The organism is Thiopseudomonas alkaliphila (assembly GCF_001267175.1).
GTDB lineage: Bacteria > Pseudomonadota > Gammaproteobacteria > Pseudomonadales > Pseudomonadaceae > Oblitimonas > Oblitimonas alkaliphila.
The window spans coordinates 1,729,463-1,745,102 of record NZ_CP012358.1; the positions used below are offsets into that span (position 1 = coordinate 1,729,463).

A 15,640-nucleotide genomic window follows, 5' to 3' on the forward strand; every position below is an offset into this window, starting at 1 on the left:
CCGATTTTAAACCACACATAACGCTGTAATATTCTGTGTTTTTTTTAGACTAAATAGCCAAATTTATACTTGCTTTTTTATTTTTATTTAAACTTAAGCTTGCTATTCAGTTTTAGCTCCCCTAGTATGCGCCCGCCGCATAAGCGGTTTTTACATGAGAAAGATACCACTAATGGACACCCCTTGTTGTTGTAGCCCTTTATGGGCAATTACAAATAATAAGCACATCAGCTTCCCTGCTGACGGCCGCCTGCAAGCTAGAAACAGTTCTTTCTGATTTTCTGCTGACTCGGGCTGCCGTATAGATTTGGGCAGCTTGGAGAATCAGCATGAGCAACACCAATTCCAATCTCGCGCTCGTTTTAAACGATGCCATCAAAAATGATCAGTTCGAAAACGCACTCATTGCGGTCAAGGGCATTCGTCCCGTTGATCTAGCTGACGTTTTATCCCAAATTGAAGCCTCTCTCGCTTGGCGCCTGCTTGAGCGCTTACCTAATCGCGCTACGGTATTTTCCTACCTAGAGCCTGAAACCCAAGTGCGCTTAGCCCGTGAGTTTCCACGTGCCAGTTTAGCTAAGCTGGTAGGTGAAATGCCCGCGGATGAACGTACTGACTTGTTCAAGCACTTTGATCAAAGCCAACGTGATGCCTTACTGCCTGCCTTAGCTCAAGCCGAGCGCGAAGATATTCGCAAGCTCTCAGCTTATGTGGAAGGTACCGCCGGTGCTCTAATGACCTCGGACTACGCCACCCTAGGCAAGGATATGAGCGTAGCTGAGGCCTTAGCTGCACTACGGGTGGAAGCGCCCGATGCCGAAACCATTTATCATGCCTATGTGATTGATCAGCAGCGCAAACTGCTGGGTGTGGTCTCGCTCCGTGAGCTCATCCTGTCTAACCCAGAGGCCTTAATTAAAGACCTCATGGTGCGTGACCCAATTCATAGCAAAGTCACCGATGATCAAGAAGAAGTAGCGAAAAAAATCGCTCGCTATGACCTGATTGCCCTACCTATCACCGATGAAAAAGGGGCTATGGTGGGGATTGTCACCCACGATGACGCAATGGATGTAGCCAGTGATGAAGCCACTGAAGACTTCCACCGCGCAGGTGGGGTAGTCAGTACCGTAGGCAATTTAAAAGACGCCACCATTGGTCTGCTCTATCGTAAGCGGGTGTTCTGGCTGGTGCTATTAGTGTTCGGTAACTTATTCTCTGGTGCCGGGATTGCCCACTTTGAAGACATTATCGCCGCCAACCTCGTGCTGGTGTTCTTCCTCCCCTTGCTGGTAGACAGTGGCGGTAACGCCGGTTCGCAATCAGCCACCTTGATGGTCCGAGCTCTCGCTACCGGTGAAGTGGTGATGCGTGACTGGATGTCATTACTAGGCCGTGAAACCTTAGTTGCGCTCTGCCTTGGCGGTACGATGGCCTTAGCGGTATCGATCCTCGGTTATATCCGTGGTGATGAAGTAGTGGCTTTAGTGCTAGCGCTCAGCATGGTATCGATTGTTTTAATCGGCTGTATTATCGGCATGAGCTTACCCTTTGTCTTAAGCAAAATGGGCTTTGACCCAGCCAGTGCCAGTGCACCTTTAATTACTTCGGTGTGTGATGCCGCAGGTGTCGTAATTTACCTATTTATTGCCTCACAATTTTTAACCTTAGGTTAATCATTAAAGCGTCATTAAAAGTAAGCTTTGCTGTCACTTTTCTTTGCTTCAATGTTCTCTAGGCGGCTGTCACCAGCCGCCCATTGAAGCCACTTATTCTACTGTCCACTAGGACCTCAGTTTCAAAGGAGGCACAACATGGTTTGGGAAAACTTCATGTTGCGAGTCACCGTGGCCATGGTACTAGGCGCTGTTATCGGTGCCGAGCGTCAGTTACGCCAACGCATGGCTGGTTTACGCACTAACGCACTCGTTGCTTCAGGCGCCTGTTTATTTGTTTTAGTCTCTGCCTATACTGGCGATATCAGCAGCGCTGGCCGTATCTCTGGACAAGTTGTTTCAGGCATTGGCTTTTTAGGCGCTGGCGTCATTATGCGCGAAGGTTTAAATGTCCGCGGCCTCAATACCGCGGCCACGCTCTGGTGTTCGGCAGCCATTGGCGTACTATCGGGAATTGGTTTATTAGTTGAGGCTGCAGTCGGCACCTTAGTGATTTTATGTGCCAATATTTTATTGCGTGAAGCAGCACAACGCATCAATCGCCTCAATCTGGTGCCCGATGCGGTTGAGCAGCATTATGCAATTACGATTGTCTGTCACGCCGACGATGAAGTGCATGTGCGTACCTTATTACTCCATGCCCTAGGCAGCACTCAATTCGCTTTACAATCTTTACTAAGCGAAGACTTAGAGCACCGCCCAAATACCTTAAAGGTCATTGCTGAAGTGATTGCGCCTTCGGGTAACCAGTCGCAACTGGAACAAATCGTTAGCCGCATTAGCCTTGAAAAAAGCGTATCTTCGGTACGCTGGACGCTCACGGCAGAGCACGAAGAACTATCTTAAATAGCACACTCTGCAATCAGTAAGTCACTACAGCAGCTGCTCAGCTAGCTGCTGTAGTCCGCTTAACCCCTGAATATCTTGTGCCTGTAAGGCAATCTGCTGCTGGGGCAACGTTCCTAAACGCTGTTGGATGGCCACTAAGTAACTGGCTTGCTGTTCAAGCCGCGCGCGCCAAAAACTATTATCCGCTGCAGCCGCTGGCATTACCCGATTGATCAATAATCCTGCCACTGGAATATGACTGTGCTGCAGGGAGTCGACGGCACGCTCGGTTTCCAGTAATGGCAATTTTTCTGGGGTTAAGACAAATATAAAAGCACTTTGCTCAGCATCCGATAAACAGCGACGGGTGCGCTGAAATAATGACTGCCGTGCGTGTAAAGTACTTAACAGTTGTTGCTGCTTAGAATCTAAGCCCTCAACCGCATGCTGACTAGGATCAGCCAAAGGATTATCCACACTGCGCCCAGGCGTTAGATGCGATAGCACAGAACTAAGGTGTTCTGAGCGCTTATTATGTTTGAGCAAACCTTCAGTCCATACTGCCATCACCTCCGGCAGGCTCAATAAACGTAAGGTATGGCCAGTAGGTGCAGTGTCAAACACAATTAAGTCAAAACGCTGCAAACCTTCATCTAATAACTGCGCCACTCGCTCTAATAACGCAGCTTCTTGAGCACCGGGCGAATGCCGAGTTAACCGTAGCTGACGCTCAAGCTCACCTACTTTATCAGGGCCTACGTATTGGCGCATTTGCCCCAACACTCGCTGTAAATAAGCCTTTACCTCAGTATCTGGATCTAACTCCAATACCGTTAAATTAGGCTGAACTGAGGTTTCCTTAGCTCCAATTGTTAAGCCAAAGGCATCAGCTAAACTGTGGGCGGGGTCAGTTGATACCAACAAAGTGTTGCGGCCAAGGGTTGCCGCTTTAATAGCAAGCGCACACGACAATGTGGTTTTACCCACACCGCCCTTACCCCCGCACATTAAAACGCGTTTAGTCATTAATAACGGAATTAGCTGTAGTTTCATCAAGCATCCATTAACAGCAACGAAATTGATCTAACGGCGAACGTGGCATACCCATGCGCACATGCCAGTCGTGAAAACGCTCAAGCAATAAAGGCTGTAATTCTAAAGTGTACCAAGAGGCCGGGTTCGGAATACCCATCATTTCAGAGAACACCAGCAGCATAAACAAGTCATCTTCATCGCGTTTGGCTCTGGCAATCGCTGCGCGATACGGAGCGTTGTAGTACAACGCTCCTGCCTCGCTGACTTTTTTATACCATTGCTTAAAGGCAGCTACTTTAAGCTGCATAAGATTTGGCTGCTTCAAGAAGCTTGCACCTGTTTCTTTTCTCGACGTAAAGCCGACACACACTCTAAAGTCACCAGCACGGCAGCCACCAATACCACTAGATCAAGACCAAATAAAAACCAGTCGGCCTTCTCATAGAAGCCACGCAACTGAATTAACAGCGCTAACAGCCCCATAGTCAGAATAAAGATCAACGGAATAACCACATAGATTGCCGGAGTTTTACGGCGTACCAGCATTACCGCAATAATCAGCAAGGTTAATCCGGCTAATAATTGGTTGGTGGTACCAAATAATGGCCAAATCAGTAAACCACCACTGCCATCAGCCCCGCCGGCACCAAAGGCTAAAACCAAGCAAGAACCCACCGATAAAGCAGTCGCTGGAAGGGCTTTGCTCATCCATTTTACTTGATAGATTTCGCCCCACTCTTGGAAGATATAACGCTGCAAACGCAAACCCGTATCCATGGTGGTGCCGGCAAAGAGTGCTGCCATCACCGTAAGCATCGTGGCTGAAACCTCTGCACTAATTCCTGTGCCATTTTCTAAAATAGTCGCTCCACCCTGCACAAAGGCTTCAATACCGCCCTGACCAAAGGTTGAATACACCGCCTGCCAGTCGGCTAAGCTGGCAAAACCAGCACAAGCCGCAATGATTGCGGCCAAAGCTAATGCGCCTTCACCTACAGCACCAAAGTAGCCAACAAAGCGGCCATCGGTTTCTTTGTTTAATTGCTTAGAAGAGGTACCTGAAGCGACTAATCCATGGAAGCCGGAAATAGCGCCACAAGCAATGGTGACAAACAATAGGGGCACCAGCGATGGCGTACTCATAGGCAGTTCGGTATTGATCGCAGGCGCCACAACGGTTGGATTACCAATCAATACAGCGGCATACAATAAGATCAAGCCAACAAATAACTGTAAACCGTTAATATAATCACGAGGTTGTAATAACACCCAAACAGGCAGTAATGAAGCAATCGCCGCATAAGCAAACAATAACAAAATCCAGTTAGCACTGGCAGAAAGCCCCATAAACTTATCTGGTAGGGTAACTGGCATCTGCGGCCCCATATAGATCAAGCCATAGAGCGCAATCACTCCAAGCAGCGAAACTAAGGGTAAGTTCCACTTAAAGCGATAAATGGCTTGACCAATCACGATGGCTACCGCAATCGCACCCCATACCGGCACTACTGAGCCTGGATTATTAATCAGCAGCTTGGCGATAACTACGCCAAATACGCCGTTCACCATTAATAAGACGAGGAAAATCACTACCATAAACAATAAGCGTGCCCGCTTACCTACGACATCCCCGGTTAAGGCCCCGACCGATTTAGCCCGATTACGTACACTGGCCCAGATTGCCCCCATATCGTGCACACCGGCAAAGAAAATGGTGCCAAATACCACCCATAAAAACGCCGGCAACCAGCCCCAAATCACAGCAATAGCAGGCCCCACAATCGGCGCTGCTCCTGCTACTGAAGTAAAGTGGTGACCCCACAGCACGTATTTATTGGTCGGGACATAATCCACACCATCTTCCATGGTGTGGGCAGGAGTTTGAAAATTTTTATCAAGTTTAAAGATTTTCTCAGCAATAAACTTTGAATACACAAAGTATCCAAGGCTCATTGCGATTAATCCAAATAACATTAGATAAATCGCGCTCATAGTGAAATTCCTTCTGCGTAATTACAAGAGAATCGCATTTAGAAAACTCTTGTAACGAATAGCTAAACGCAGTGTCAATCACGACTTAAGTAACACCTCGAGCTTTACTGTTAATTCAACCAAGCAATTTACATTGCCTCAAAACACTTAATCTTGAGACAAACGCTGACTCCATCCTGGCACGCCATCACGTATTTGCTGTGAATAGTTACTTGCCTCTGCAGCTTGTTTGGAGCGCTCGGTAATGCGTCCACGCTCGGTCAGCACAGGTAAGGGATAATCAGGTACTAAGCCGCCTTGCTCTTGCACATAACTTGGCAAATACCCCGTAAGTAATAAGCGAGGATCTAACGGCAAACTACGACCGGTGATATGGCGCATCATGTCAAAGACGATGGTGGTGCAGTTGGCAGTGATGGTGTTATAAAAACGAGGCTGTTCAACTAAATCATTAGCCTGTTTGATATAGGCTAAAAACAGTTGCTGCATGAGCTCTTGCGGCATTTCTAAGCGATAAAGATAGCTGTCCTCGCCTCGCACATTGGGCCGTACGCCAATTGCATCGCGCTCATCGGTAGCCATAATACTCAGCTCAAAGTCTTTAAAAAAACCACCAATTTCAGAAAAGCTCTGGCCTTGTTTCTTACGGATCTCCACAGTAAAGGTCACAAATTGACCATCACTAAAGCCAAAGGACACCAGTACATGAGCTATCGACTGCATCCCCCAGTGCGAGGTAATCATATCGACCGATTGCAGTTGGGTTAAATCATACTGCCGCGTTTCCCAACGGGGTTCATACTCGGTTTCGCTCTTCCAGTTAAAGTTACGCACGTTATGCAGGGTAACCCGACTACCCTGCACCTCACCGTGGGTCATCTGGGCCAAATCATCGGCCCAAATATGTTCATTTGATGGCTCCAGCGTATTCCACCACACCAGTAAACAACCATGTAAGACGAGATACGCTATGACGCCCTGCGTTGCCCCTCTAACCCAAAGCAGCACCGCGCAGCTTAAGGCTAATAAACTCCACACTGCCATCCACAACACAGGTTTCGGTGCCTGATAATACAGCGCTAAATTGCCCCACAGAGTCGCTACCAATAAGCACAGGGTAAGCATGCTTAGGCCAAGCTTAGCCCACGCCGAACGTGCCGGTCGTTGATCTGAATGAATACTATTAAGGAGTTGCTGCATGGGATGCTCGACTTATTTCTGCTAAATGCTGATGTAAAATTCGGCGAATTTCGACAATTGCCTCGGGAGTCTCTTGCACACTATGCCACGAAGGAATAATCAGCTCGGATACAGCCCCAGGAAGATGGGCACTCTTATAAGGCACTACCCCATCACTGGACTCATCAAGAGAAACTTTGGGCGTGTCATTGCCCATAATTGAGTGATACTTCACCTTGGGACTAATGGGTAAGTCTGCGGCTAAGCGCACAAAAGGATCCTGATCACTTAGATTAGCAATGCTATTCAGCGGTCGGGTTAACGCCTCACCAGAAGCTGAGCTGGGATCTAACAATAGCTGCGCCACCTCACCAAATCGGGCCAACATACTAGCTGGCAGCTCAATAATATTAGCTGCCCAACGTGCTACTCGGTTTTCCGCAAAGGGGGTGCCGCGATGGGGCGCCGCGACAAAGATCGCCCGACTAACGCCGGGTAACGGTTCAAACCAAGCATAAGGTTTTAATTGCTCACGCACCTTACGCTGGCGGGCCGAACTCATCTTAAAACGCTCGGTAAAGGCCTGCCAAAATAAGTCACCGGAGCTGGAAACCATTAATCGGGATAACACCCCGCCCATGCTGTGCCCTAATAACACCACTTCATTAGAGGCAATCGCAGTGCCCGTAGGGTCAAAATGTTTTAGCGTTGTTTTAAGGGCTTCGGCAATAGTGGCATTGTTGTAAGCAATCGGCGCATTGGTTGGGTAGTACACCTGCCAAATTTGATAGTTTTGCCGCAACTGCTCATCGCCTAATACTTCATTGGCCACGTTAATCCAGGCTTCAGGGCTACTGGCTAAGCCATGCAGCATAATTACAATCCGTCGATTAGGATCATAGGGCTGCATTAAGTACACGTGGGGCCGCTCTAAAACCTCACCGCGACCAAATAAGGTTAATAACGACTGACTGGCAAAACCTGAGCGCGCTAACCAGAGGCCATAGCCCGAGGTAAAGTTGGCAGCCAAAGGCACCTGATCACCCGCCAACTGCAAATCTTCCTTTTTGTAAGGGTCAAACCCCAACATCTGTACCCGCTGGGTTTTTAGCACCTGCTCTAAGTTTTCACCGCCAAAATCCAACATTACTGTCAATGCTGGAAAAGGTGTTTCACTAAATACCTCGTCAGCGGTAGCTTTAGTCACCACACGTTTGGCTGTAACCGCTACCAACTCTGCCCCCAGCCCATCTCGCCGGTATTGGCTGCGAATACCTTTAAAGGTTAAAGCCGCAGCTGGAATGACTTCATTAGGTACCTGCTCACCAGAAGCTAAACGTACCTCCGCTAAATTGCCTTGAATCTCCCAGTTGGCCAAGCGTATGACAAACACGCCATTTGCTTCTTGAATATCAATATCGGCTTGATCTTGATGCTTAAAGAGCAAGGTCACTGCTTGCTGAGTAGCATAATTATAATAATCGCGGACTTGTGCTTGACGGTCCTCGAGTGCACGCTGACTGGGTTTTCTTGGGGTAAAAAATAAATAGGCATAGGCATAACGGGCGCTCTCAATATAAGCCGCAATACGCTCTGCCAGCTGTGTATTTTTGTTTTTCTCTTGATCGATAGCTGTTTGTAACCACAGCTCTGACAAAGCCGCTAGCCGTTGCTCGCTATGCAAAGCCTCAGTTGCCACTAATGAATCGCGACAACGGGCATTTTCTTTACTACACAGACTTTCATCAATTCCAACCACCTGTAGCACACTGCCTGTGGCTGGACTTAAGGTACCTGTGGTTAAAATATCTCCCCGGCGCGCTGCCATGTAGTCACTGGTACTGACCGAGGCCACTTTTACCCCAGCACAACCAGTGAGATACAGCGTTAATCCCAGCAATATTAGCTGGACTAACCGATAACCCGACACTTGCCCCATGCTATTTCGCTCACCTAAATATGTATCGGCTATCGCCGCCATGAATACCAAGAAAATAGCGCATAGCTTACACAGTCGCCGCCCGCGATTAAATATCCATGCCCAGATTCAATTTTTCCCAGTGACTAAATCAATTTGTTTTATACTGCACGCCATTCTTAATGAGGCAGAACGATGAGTAAAAAATTAGTAGCGGTAATAGCCGCAGTAGGCTTGGCTTACACTGGCGCTTCTTGGTACTTCGGTAAAAGTTACGAAGACAACACCTACGCCATTGTGCAAAATGCGAATCAGGATTTACGCCAATTTTTTGGAGTTGAAGCACCACAGATCGCAATTGCTGACTATCAACGCGGCATCTTTAGCTCAACCGCTAGCTACAGTATTAACTTTGAGCAAGCAGGCAGTGGTGAATCGCTACGCTTACATGACCAAATTCAGCATGGGCCAATACCGGGTTTATTACAGGGCAAACCACAATTTGGCTTAGCTCACTCCTCTATTACTCTACCGAAAACCGACGACTACCAAGAGCTATTTGCGATCACCCAACAACAATCGCCATTTCAGCTAGACACCTTGCTTAGCTTTAATTTAAATGCCGACAGCACTCTAAATGTCATAGCCATGAATCACACCAGCGCCAAAGGCGATAAGGTTGATTTTGCCGGTGCCCAGCTGCAGCTTAAAAGCAGCAATAATCTGCGTGACTTCACCCTAAGTGGCGAAATTCAGCCCTTAACCATTGAGTCACAGACAGATGAAACACAAGCGTTTCGCCTTGCTAAACAAAGCCTAAAAGGCCATCTATCCGACTTTAATGGCGCAACTCAGTCGAGTGCTTTCGAGTACCTACTAGAAGGGGCGGATATTGTGCAGCGCGATCAGTCAAGCGTGCAGCTCAAGCAATTTAGCCTAAAGCAATCCGACGCTGCCACTGATCATCTGCTGAGCTTTAATGGCCAATACCAACTGCATGAGTTACTCATTGATGGTCAGTCCATTGGCCAGTTTACCCTTGGCTTTAATGGTAAAAACTTTGACCAAAAAATTTATCGCGAGCTATTAGATCTCGCCAAAGTCGGATTACAAGACTCACCTGATGCACAAATGGCTGCCCAGGCTAAGGTTGGCTTTTTAGTGCTAGAACTGCTAAATAAAAACCCCGAGCTCAAACTAACCCCTATTAGCTGGCGCAATGCGGCGGGTGAGTCAAACCTAAACTTTAATTTAACCCTAGCCACTCCCCAAGGATTAGATGTGCTAGGTAACCCTCAGCAAGCTGCCAGCGAAATTTTACAAGACATCGGTTTAAGCATGGATTTATCCCTGCCAATGTTGCAACAAGCGGCCGAGACCTTGATGGAAACTGAAGACTTTGCCGAGTTTCAGCAGCAACTTCCCCTATTAATTGAGCAGGCCAGTGCTGAAGGACTTATTACCCAAGAAGCCGAACGGGTAAAGCTAGCGCTGAGTTTTAAACAGGGCATCACCCAACTCAATGGTCAAACCATTGCTCCAGAAGAGTTAGCCTTGTTATTCCAATTACTCGGCTCTCAATTCTCAGCGCATGAGATAGAGTACGATGAGTCTGAGTGGGAGCTTGAAGATGAGGATTACCCTGAGGATGAGCAAGACGCTGAGGAGTATGACTCTGAAGAGCAAGAAGAATACGCCCCAGCCTTAGAAACTGAGGCGTTAGAGCAAAAATAACCGCTGTTGATCGCCTGTTACTGCACTTAAAGTAACAAGCGATCGACTTGAGTGATGCTTTAGTCTTTTACTGCTAGCTCAATGCCGGCAGTAGCCACTTCAGCCAACCAGTCAATTTGCTCTGGGGTAATGATATAGGGAGGTAAAAAGTACACCACATTACCCAGTGGACGTAATAACGCCCCTTGCTGCATCGCGTACTCAAACACCTTCATGCCACGGCGTTCTTGCCAAGCAAACGGCGTTTTATTGGCTTTATCTTTTACCATTTCAATCGCCAACACCATACCGGTTTGACGCACTTCTGCGACATGGGGATGATCCTGTAAGTGCGCAGTAGCTTGTGCCATGTGCTGAGCCAGCTGCTGGTTCTTAGCAATCACATTGTCTTGCGCAAAAATATCCAACGTAGCTAACGCTGCAGCACAGGCCAGAGGGTTACCAGTGTAAGTATGCGAATGTAAGAACGCCTTGAGCGAGTCGTAATTATCATAAAACGCATCATAAATTTGATTGGTCGTCATCACTGCCGCAAGCGGTAAGTAACCACCGGTTAGCGCTTTAGATAACACCATAAAGTCTGGGGTAATACCTGCTTGCTCACAGGCAAACATACTGCCGGTACGGCCAAAGCCCATGGCAATTTCATCGACAATTAAATGTACACCGTACTCATCACAGGCTTGACGTAACAGAGTCAAATAAATCGGATGGTACATGCGCATGCCGCCAGCACCTTGCACTAACGGCTCTAAAATCACTGCCGATAGTTCATGATGATGCTGCTCCAAGGTTTGACGCATAGCTTCAAACATAAAGCGACTGTGCTCTTCCCAGCTAACGCCCGGCGCCCGATGATAACAATCAGGACTGGGCACTTTAATCGCATCAAATAACAAAGCTTTGTAAGTCTCGGTATACAAGGCCACGTCACTGACCGACATGGTGCCTAAGGTTTCGCCATGATAACCATTGGTAATGGTAGCAAAACGTTTTTTCTCCGGTTTACCCAGATTTAGCCAGTAGTGATGGCTCATTTTCAGCGCCACTTCAATACTGGCCGAACCATTATCGGCATAAAATACTTTGTCTAAACCGGCTGGCGTGATCTGCACTAAACGCTCTGATAGCTCGATCACCGGTTGATGGGTAAAACCTGCCAACATCAGATGCTCTAATTGATCAACCTGATCTTTAATGCGCTGATTAATCCGTGGATTGGCATGCCCAAAAATATTCGTCCACCAAGAGCTCACTGCATCCAGATAACGGTTACCGTCAAAGTCCTCAAGCCAAATCCCCTGGGCTTTTTTAATCGGAACTAAGGGCAAGGTTTCGTGATCTTTCATTTGTGTGCAAGGATGCCAAACTACGGCTAGATCGCGCTGCATCCAATGATTATTTGAACTCACTGCGGTACTCCAAAAGGAACAAAAAAACCTGAACAGCCTAGCAGATGTCACCGAGACAACAAGCAATCAGTCCACCAAAGAAGGATCGAGCGCTATACTGAGCCTTCACTCTGCAGTCACTTTTTATTCAATGAATTGATCAACTTTTATGCCTGAATTACCCGAAGTAGAAACCACCCGCCGTGGCATTGAGCCGCACCTGCTGAACCAACGTGTAATCCAAGTGATTGTGCGTCATCCTCGCTTGCGCTGGCCGATTCCTGAAGACTTGGATATTCGTTTGTCGGGGCAAAGCATCCTAGCGGTCGAGCGCCGCGCCAAGTACTTAATGATCCACGCAGAAGTGGGCACTTTATTATGCCATCTCGGCATGTCAGGGAGCTTGCGTTTGGTGCCGGCAAATACCTCAGCTGAAAAACATGACCATGTGGATATTGTGCTGGAATCAGGGCAAGCTCTGCGTTATACCGACCCACGTCGTTTTGGTGCGATGCTCTGGACCCATGATCCACTCAATCATCAGTTACTTAGTAAACTAGGCCCTGAACCTCTGTCACCGGAGTTTGATGGTAAACGTTTATTTGACTGCTCGCGCAAGCGCAGTATGGCAGTCAAACCCTTTATTATGGATAACGCCGTAGTGGTGGGCGTGGGTAATATTTATGCCAGCGAAGCGTTATTTAAAGCAGGGATTGATCCTCGCCGCGAAGCCAAATCTATCTCCAGGGCGCGCTACGATAAACTTGCCGACGAGATTAAAAAGGTACTGGCCTACGCCATTGAGCGCGGTGGCACCACCTTACGCGACTTTGTCGGTGGCGATGGTAAGCCAGGGTACTTTCAGCAAGAGCTATTTGTCTATGGCCGCACTGATCAACCCTGTAAAGTCTGCGGTAGCCTATTAAAAGACATTAAATTGGGCCAACGTGCTAGTGTGTACTGCCCTCGCTGCCAACGTTAAGACTAGGAACCTGCTATGGAGTTTGCGTTATATCTACTGCTGGGTGCAGCCGCTGGGGTATTAGCCGGCTTGTTTGGGGTCGGTGGTGGCTTAATTATTGTTCCTGCTCTGGTATTTAGCTTTACTGCCCAAGGCATTGCCACTGAAGTACTGACTCATTTGGCAGTTGGCACTTCCTTAGCCAGCATTATTTTTACCTCAATTAATTCAGTGATTGCTCACCATAAAAAAGGCGCCGTGCGTTGGCAATTATTTAAATGGCTGGCGCTAGGTATTATTGGCGGCTCGGCCTTAGGTGCGATTACCGCGGCTTATATTCAAGGCCCAACTTTACAGAAGATTATTGGTGGATTTGCCATTATTATTGCTCTGCAGATGGCCTTAGAACTCAAACCCAAAGCCTCTGGCAGTATGCCTACTAGCCCCGAATTAGCTACCGCCGGTGGTGTCATTGGTTGGGCTTCAGCAATTTTTGGCATTGGCGGAGGTTCTTTAACTGTGCCTTACTTAGTTTGGCGCAGTGTCCCTATGCAACAAGCGGTGGCCACTTCCGCTGCGTGCGGACTACCCACTGCCACTGCCGGAGCCTTTATGTTTGCCGCCACCGGCTGGCATAATCCCAGCTTGCCTGACTGGAGTTTAGGCTTTATTTATTTACCTGCTTTAGTTGGAATTGCCGCCACCTCTATGTTTTTTGCCCGCGTTGGCGCCCAGCTGGCACACCGCTTATCGCCGGTGTTACTCAAACGCTTATTCGCAGTGTTTTTACTCGGCGTTGGCGTTAGCTTTTTTACTTTATAAAGGATGCAATGATTGTGCTGACTTTCCCCAATATTGACCCAGTCGCCATTGCCATTGGCCCCCTAAGTATCCACTGGTATGGCTTAATGTATTTAATTGGAATTGGCGCTGCCTGGTTTTTAGCCGGTCGCCGCTTGCACCAATTTGAACCTAGCTGGACTAAAGAAACACTCTCCGATTTAGTCTTCGCCTGCGCATTGGGGGTTATTCTTGGCGGCAGATTAGGCTATGTGCTGTTTTATGATTTAGCCAGTTATATCAATGAGCCAATGCGGGTACTACAAATCTGGAAAGGCGGCATGTCCTTTCATGGCGGATTAATTGGTGTGCTCTTAGCGGTGATTTGGTTTAGCCGCAAACACCATAAAACGTTTTTCCAAGTGACTGACTTTATTGCCCCTGTGGTACCACTTGGTCTTGGTACAGGACGGATTGGTAACTTTATTAACGCCGAACTCTGGGGCAAGCCAACCGATGCTTGGTACGGCATGATCTTTCCTACTGACCCCAGTCAGCTGGCACGCCATCCTTCGCAGCTGTATCAATTTGCCTTAGAGGGCGTGGCGCTGTTCTTAATTTTATGGATCTTCTCCCGTAAACCTCGGCCAACCATGGCTGTGTCTGGCATGTTCTTACTGTTTTACGGTATCTTCCGCTTTGCAGTGGAGTTTGTTCGGGTGCCCGATGAGCAGCTGGGTTACCTTGCTTTTGACTGGCTGACTATGGGCCAAGTGCTATGCTTGCCAATGATTCTAGGCGGCCTTGCACTGATCACCTGGGCCTATAATAAACGCCCCAATACCACTACTTTTGCTAACACACAGATTAACTGAGTCCGATGAAACAATATTTAGATTTAATGCGTCATGTACGCGAGCACGGCACCTTTAAAGCAGACCGCACAGGCACAGGGACTTACAGTGTGTTTGGCTATCAAATGCGCTTTAACCTGGCTGAAGGTTTCCCCCTTGTCACCACCAAAAAATGCCATCTCAAATCAATCATTCATGAGTTGCTATGGTTTTTGCAGGGCGATACCAACATTCGCTATTTAAAAGAAAATGGCGTGCGGATTTGGGACGAATGGGCCGATGAGCAAGGCAATTTAGGCCCTGTGTATGGCTATCAATGGCGCAGTTGGCCAGCGCCCAATGGTGAGTCAATTGATCAAATCAGTAAACTGATTGAAATGATCAAAACTAACCCCGACTCACGCCGTTTAATCGTCAGCGCTTGGAATCCGGCCCTAGTCGATGAAATGGCTTTGCCACCTTGCCACGCGCTGTTTCAGTTCTATGTCGCCGATGGCAAGCTAAGTTGTCAGTTGTATCAGCGCTCAGCCGATATCTTCTTAGGCGTGCCCTTTAATATTGCCAGCTACGCCCTACTCACCATGATGATCGCTCAAGTGTGTAACCTACAACTGGGCGATTTTATTTGGACTGGCGGTGACTGCCACCTTTACAGCAACCACTTAGAACAAGCCGACGAACAACTGACCCGCGCGCCTTATGCCTTGCCACAGATGCAAATCAACCCTGAAGTAACGGATATTTTTGAGTTTAAGTTTGAAGATTTTGAACTGCAAAACTATCAAGCGCATCCACATATTAAGGCAACCGTAGCGGTTTAACTCATTACCTTGCAGACAAAACAATGCCCGATCAGCGTCGGGCATTGTTGTTTTAATGCAGCTTAACGGCCAATTAGTCGTTGCGCTTACCTTGCTCTACTAGCTTTTCTAAGTTTTGATTAATCTTAAAAAACACCAGCATCAGCTCAAACACTAAGCGCACATAGAGTAACGCTAAAGGTAAACCAATCAACAGCATCATCAACCCTGAAAAAAATGATGAGGCAAACATTACCGCAAAGCTAGCGCCAATCATGGCGAAGGTCACTACCAATAAAACAAACCAATACAGATAAGTACTGATTTTTAATGTAATTAGCTGATTAAAGAAAAAGATATCTTTTAGATTAAACTTCATGAAATTCCCTTTAATAAGAGTAAGTGAATGAGAAGTAGCTTATCTTAACTGATTAGGTGAGCAAAAAACTGCTGCAATCCACCCAATCAGTAGCCTTAGCACAATAATTCACT

Annotated in this window: 14 protein-coding genes; 7 read left to right on the plus strand and 7 right to left on the minus strand. The window is 47.6% G+C overall.

The features are described from left to right. The first annotated feature begins 329 nt into the window (after positions 1-329). Both mgtE and AKN87_RS08360 read left to right on the plus strand, forming a co-directional pair. Complete coding sequence (mgtE, locus tag AKN87_RS08355) at positions 330-1,676, plus strand: magnesium transporter (protein ID WP_053103135.1); 1,347 nt, start codon at positions 330-332, stop codon at positions 1,674-1,676. A gap of 138 nt (positions 1,677-1,814) precedes the next feature. Further along, positions 1,815-2,522: an MgtC family protein gene (locus AKN87_RS08360; protein ID WP_053103136.1), complete on the plus strand. Its 708-nt coding sequence runs from the start codon at positions 1,815-1,817 to the stop codon at positions 2,520-2,522. A 27-nt stretch (positions 2,523-2,549) separates the two neighbouring features. Here the strand turns inward: AKN87_RS08360 and AKN87_RS08365 are convergent, their stop codons facing one another. The 5 genes from AKN87_RS08365 to AKN87_RS08385 form a co-directional block, all read right to left on the minus strand. Further along, positions 2,550-3,557 carry an ArsA family ATPase gene (locus AKN87_RS08365; protein WP_053103137.1) on the minus strand — a complete coding sequence of 336 codons (1,008 nt, stop codon included), beginning with the start codon at positions 3,555-3,557 and terminating at the stop codon, positions 2,550-2,552. A gap of 10 nt (positions 3,558-3,567) precedes the next feature. Next, a complete protein-coding gene (locus AKN87_RS08370) occupies positions 3,568-3,846 on the minus strand; it encodes a cory-CC-star protein (RefSeq protein ID WP_173568165.1) in 279 nt (92 codons plus the stop codon). Positions 3,847-3,860: 14 nt separating this feature from the next. Beyond that, entirely contained in the window at positions 3,861-5,531 is a 1,671-nt protein-coding gene (locus AKN87_RS08375; RefSeq protein WP_053103138.1) for a carbon starvation CstA family protein, read from the minus strand. Positions 5,532-5,678: 147 nt separating this feature from the next. Next, positions 5,679-6,731 carry an Lnb N-terminal periplasmic domain-containing protein gene (locus AKN87_RS08380; RefSeq protein ID WP_080995538.1) on the minus strand — a complete coding sequence of 351 codons (1,053 nt, stop codon included), beginning with the start codon at positions 6,729-6,731 and terminating at the stop codon, positions 5,679-5,681. Beyond that, positions 6,715-8,649, minus strand: a complete 1,935-nt coding sequence (locus tag AKN87_RS08385) for an esterase/lipase family protein (RefSeq protein ID WP_053103139.1) — start codon at positions 8,647-8,649, stop codon at positions 6,715-6,717. The genes AKN87_RS08380 and AKN87_RS08385 overlap by 17 nt, the downstream gene beginning before the upstream one ends. Positions 8,650-8,823: 174 nt before the next feature. On the opposite strand from AKN87_RS08385, the gene AKN87_RS08390 reads away from it, so the two are divergent. Continuing rightward, positions 8,824-10,362: a YdgA family protein gene (locus tag AKN87_RS08390; protein WP_053103140.1), complete on the plus strand. Its 1,539-nt coding sequence runs from the start codon at positions 8,824-8,826 to the stop codon at positions 10,360-10,362. A gap of 59 nt (positions 10,363-10,421) precedes the next feature. On the opposite strand, the gene AKN87_RS08395 is transcribed toward AKN87_RS08390, so the two are convergent. After that, positions 10,422-11,774, minus strand: a complete 1,353-nt coding sequence (locus AKN87_RS08395) for an adenosylmethionine--8-amino-7-oxononanoate transaminase (protein WP_080995539.1) — start codon at positions 11,772-11,774, stop codon at positions 10,422-10,424. Between the two features lie 148 nt (positions 11,775-11,922). Between AKN87_RS08395 and mutM the strand changes: the two genes are divergently transcribed. The 4 genes from mutM to AKN87_RS08415 are packed head-to-tail and all read left to right on the plus strand — an operon-like array spanning position 11,923 to position 15,169. Continuing rightward, on the plus strand, positions 11,923-12,735 hold the full coding sequence (gene mutM, locus AKN87_RS08400; RefSeq protein ID WP_053103141.1) for a bifunctional DNA-formamidopyrimidine glycosylase/DNA-(apurinic or apyrimidinic site) lyase: 813 nt from the start codon (positions 11,923-11,925) through the stop codon (positions 12,733-12,735). A 15-nt stretch (positions 12,736-12,750) separates the two neighbouring features. Further along, positions 12,751-13,536, plus strand: coding sequence for a sulfite exporter TauE/SafE family protein (locus AKN87_RS08405; RefSeq protein WP_053103142.1), 786 nt, complete (start codon positions 12,751-12,753; stop codon positions 13,534-13,536). Between the two features lie 14 nt (positions 13,537-13,550). Further along, entirely contained in the window at positions 13,551-14,369 is an 819-nt protein-coding gene (gene lgt, locus AKN87_RS08410) for a prolipoprotein diacylglyceryl transferase (RefSeq protein WP_053103658.1), read from the plus strand. Between the two features lie 5 nt (positions 14,370-14,374). After that, positions 14,375-15,169, plus strand: a complete 795-nt coding sequence (locus AKN87_RS08415; RefSeq protein ID WP_053103143.1) for a thymidylate synthase — start codon at positions 14,375-14,377, stop codon at positions 15,167-15,169. 73 nt (positions 15,170-15,242) lie between these two features. On the opposite strand, the gene AKN87_RS08420 is transcribed toward AKN87_RS08415, so the two are convergent. Beyond that, positions 15,243-15,527, minus strand: coding sequence for a DUF4282 domain-containing protein (locus AKN87_RS08420; RefSeq protein ID WP_053103144.1), 285 nt, complete (start codon positions 15,525-15,527; stop codon positions 15,243-15,245). Positions 15,528-15,640 lie beyond the last annotated feature (113 nt).

What these genes read in the sequence shown, in the direction of transcription:
- mgtE (WP_053103135.1), top strand. Translation starts at nt 330, where the DNA reads ATGAGCAACACCAATTCCAATCTCGCGCTCGTTTTAAACGATGCCATC.
- AKN87_RS08360 (WP_053103136.1), top strand. Translation starts at nt 1,815, where the DNA reads ATGGTTTGGGAAAACTTCATGTTGCGAGTCACCGTGGCCATGGTACTA.
- AKN87_RS08365 (WP_053103137.1), bottom strand. Translation starts at nt 3,557, where the DNA reads ATGAAACTACAGCTAATTCCGTTATTAATGACTAAACGCGTTTTAATG.
- AKN87_RS08370 (WP_173568165.1), bottom strand. Translation starts at nt 3,846, where the DNA reads ATGCAGCTTAAAGTAGCTGCCTTTAAGCAATGGTATAAAAAAGTCAGC.
- AKN87_RS08375 (WP_053103138.1), bottom strand. Translation starts at nt 5,531, where the DNA reads ATGAGCGCGATTTATCTAATGTTATTTGGATTAATCGCAATGAGCCTT.
- AKN87_RS08380 (WP_080995538.1), bottom strand. Translation starts at nt 6,731, where the DNA reads ATGCAGCAACTCCTTAATAGTATTCATTCAGATCAACGACCGGCACGT.
- AKN87_RS08385 (WP_053103139.1), bottom strand. Translation starts at nt 8,649, where the DNA reads ATGGGGCAAGTGTCGGGTTATCGGTTAGTCCAGCTAATATTGCTGGGA.
- AKN87_RS08390 (WP_053103140.1), top strand. Translation starts at nt 8,824, where the DNA reads ATGAGTAAAAAATTAGTAGCGGTAATAGCCGCAGTAGGCTTGGCTTAC.
- mutM (WP_053103141.1), top strand. Translation starts at nt 11,923, where the DNA reads ATGCCTGAATTACCCGAAGTAGAAACCACCCGCCGTGGCATTGAGCCG.
- AKN87_RS08405 (WP_053103142.1), top strand. Translation starts at nt 12,751, where the DNA reads ATGGAGTTTGCGTTATATCTACTGCTGGGTGCAGCCGCTGGGGTATTA.
- AKN87_RS08415 (WP_053103143.1), top strand. Translation starts at nt 14,375, where the DNA reads ATGAAACAATATTTAGATTTAATGCGTCATGTACGCGAGCACGGCACC.
- AKN87_RS08420 (WP_053103144.1), bottom strand. Translation starts at nt 15,527, where the DNA reads ATGAAGTTTAATCTAAAAGATATCTTTTTCTTTAATCAGCTAATTACA.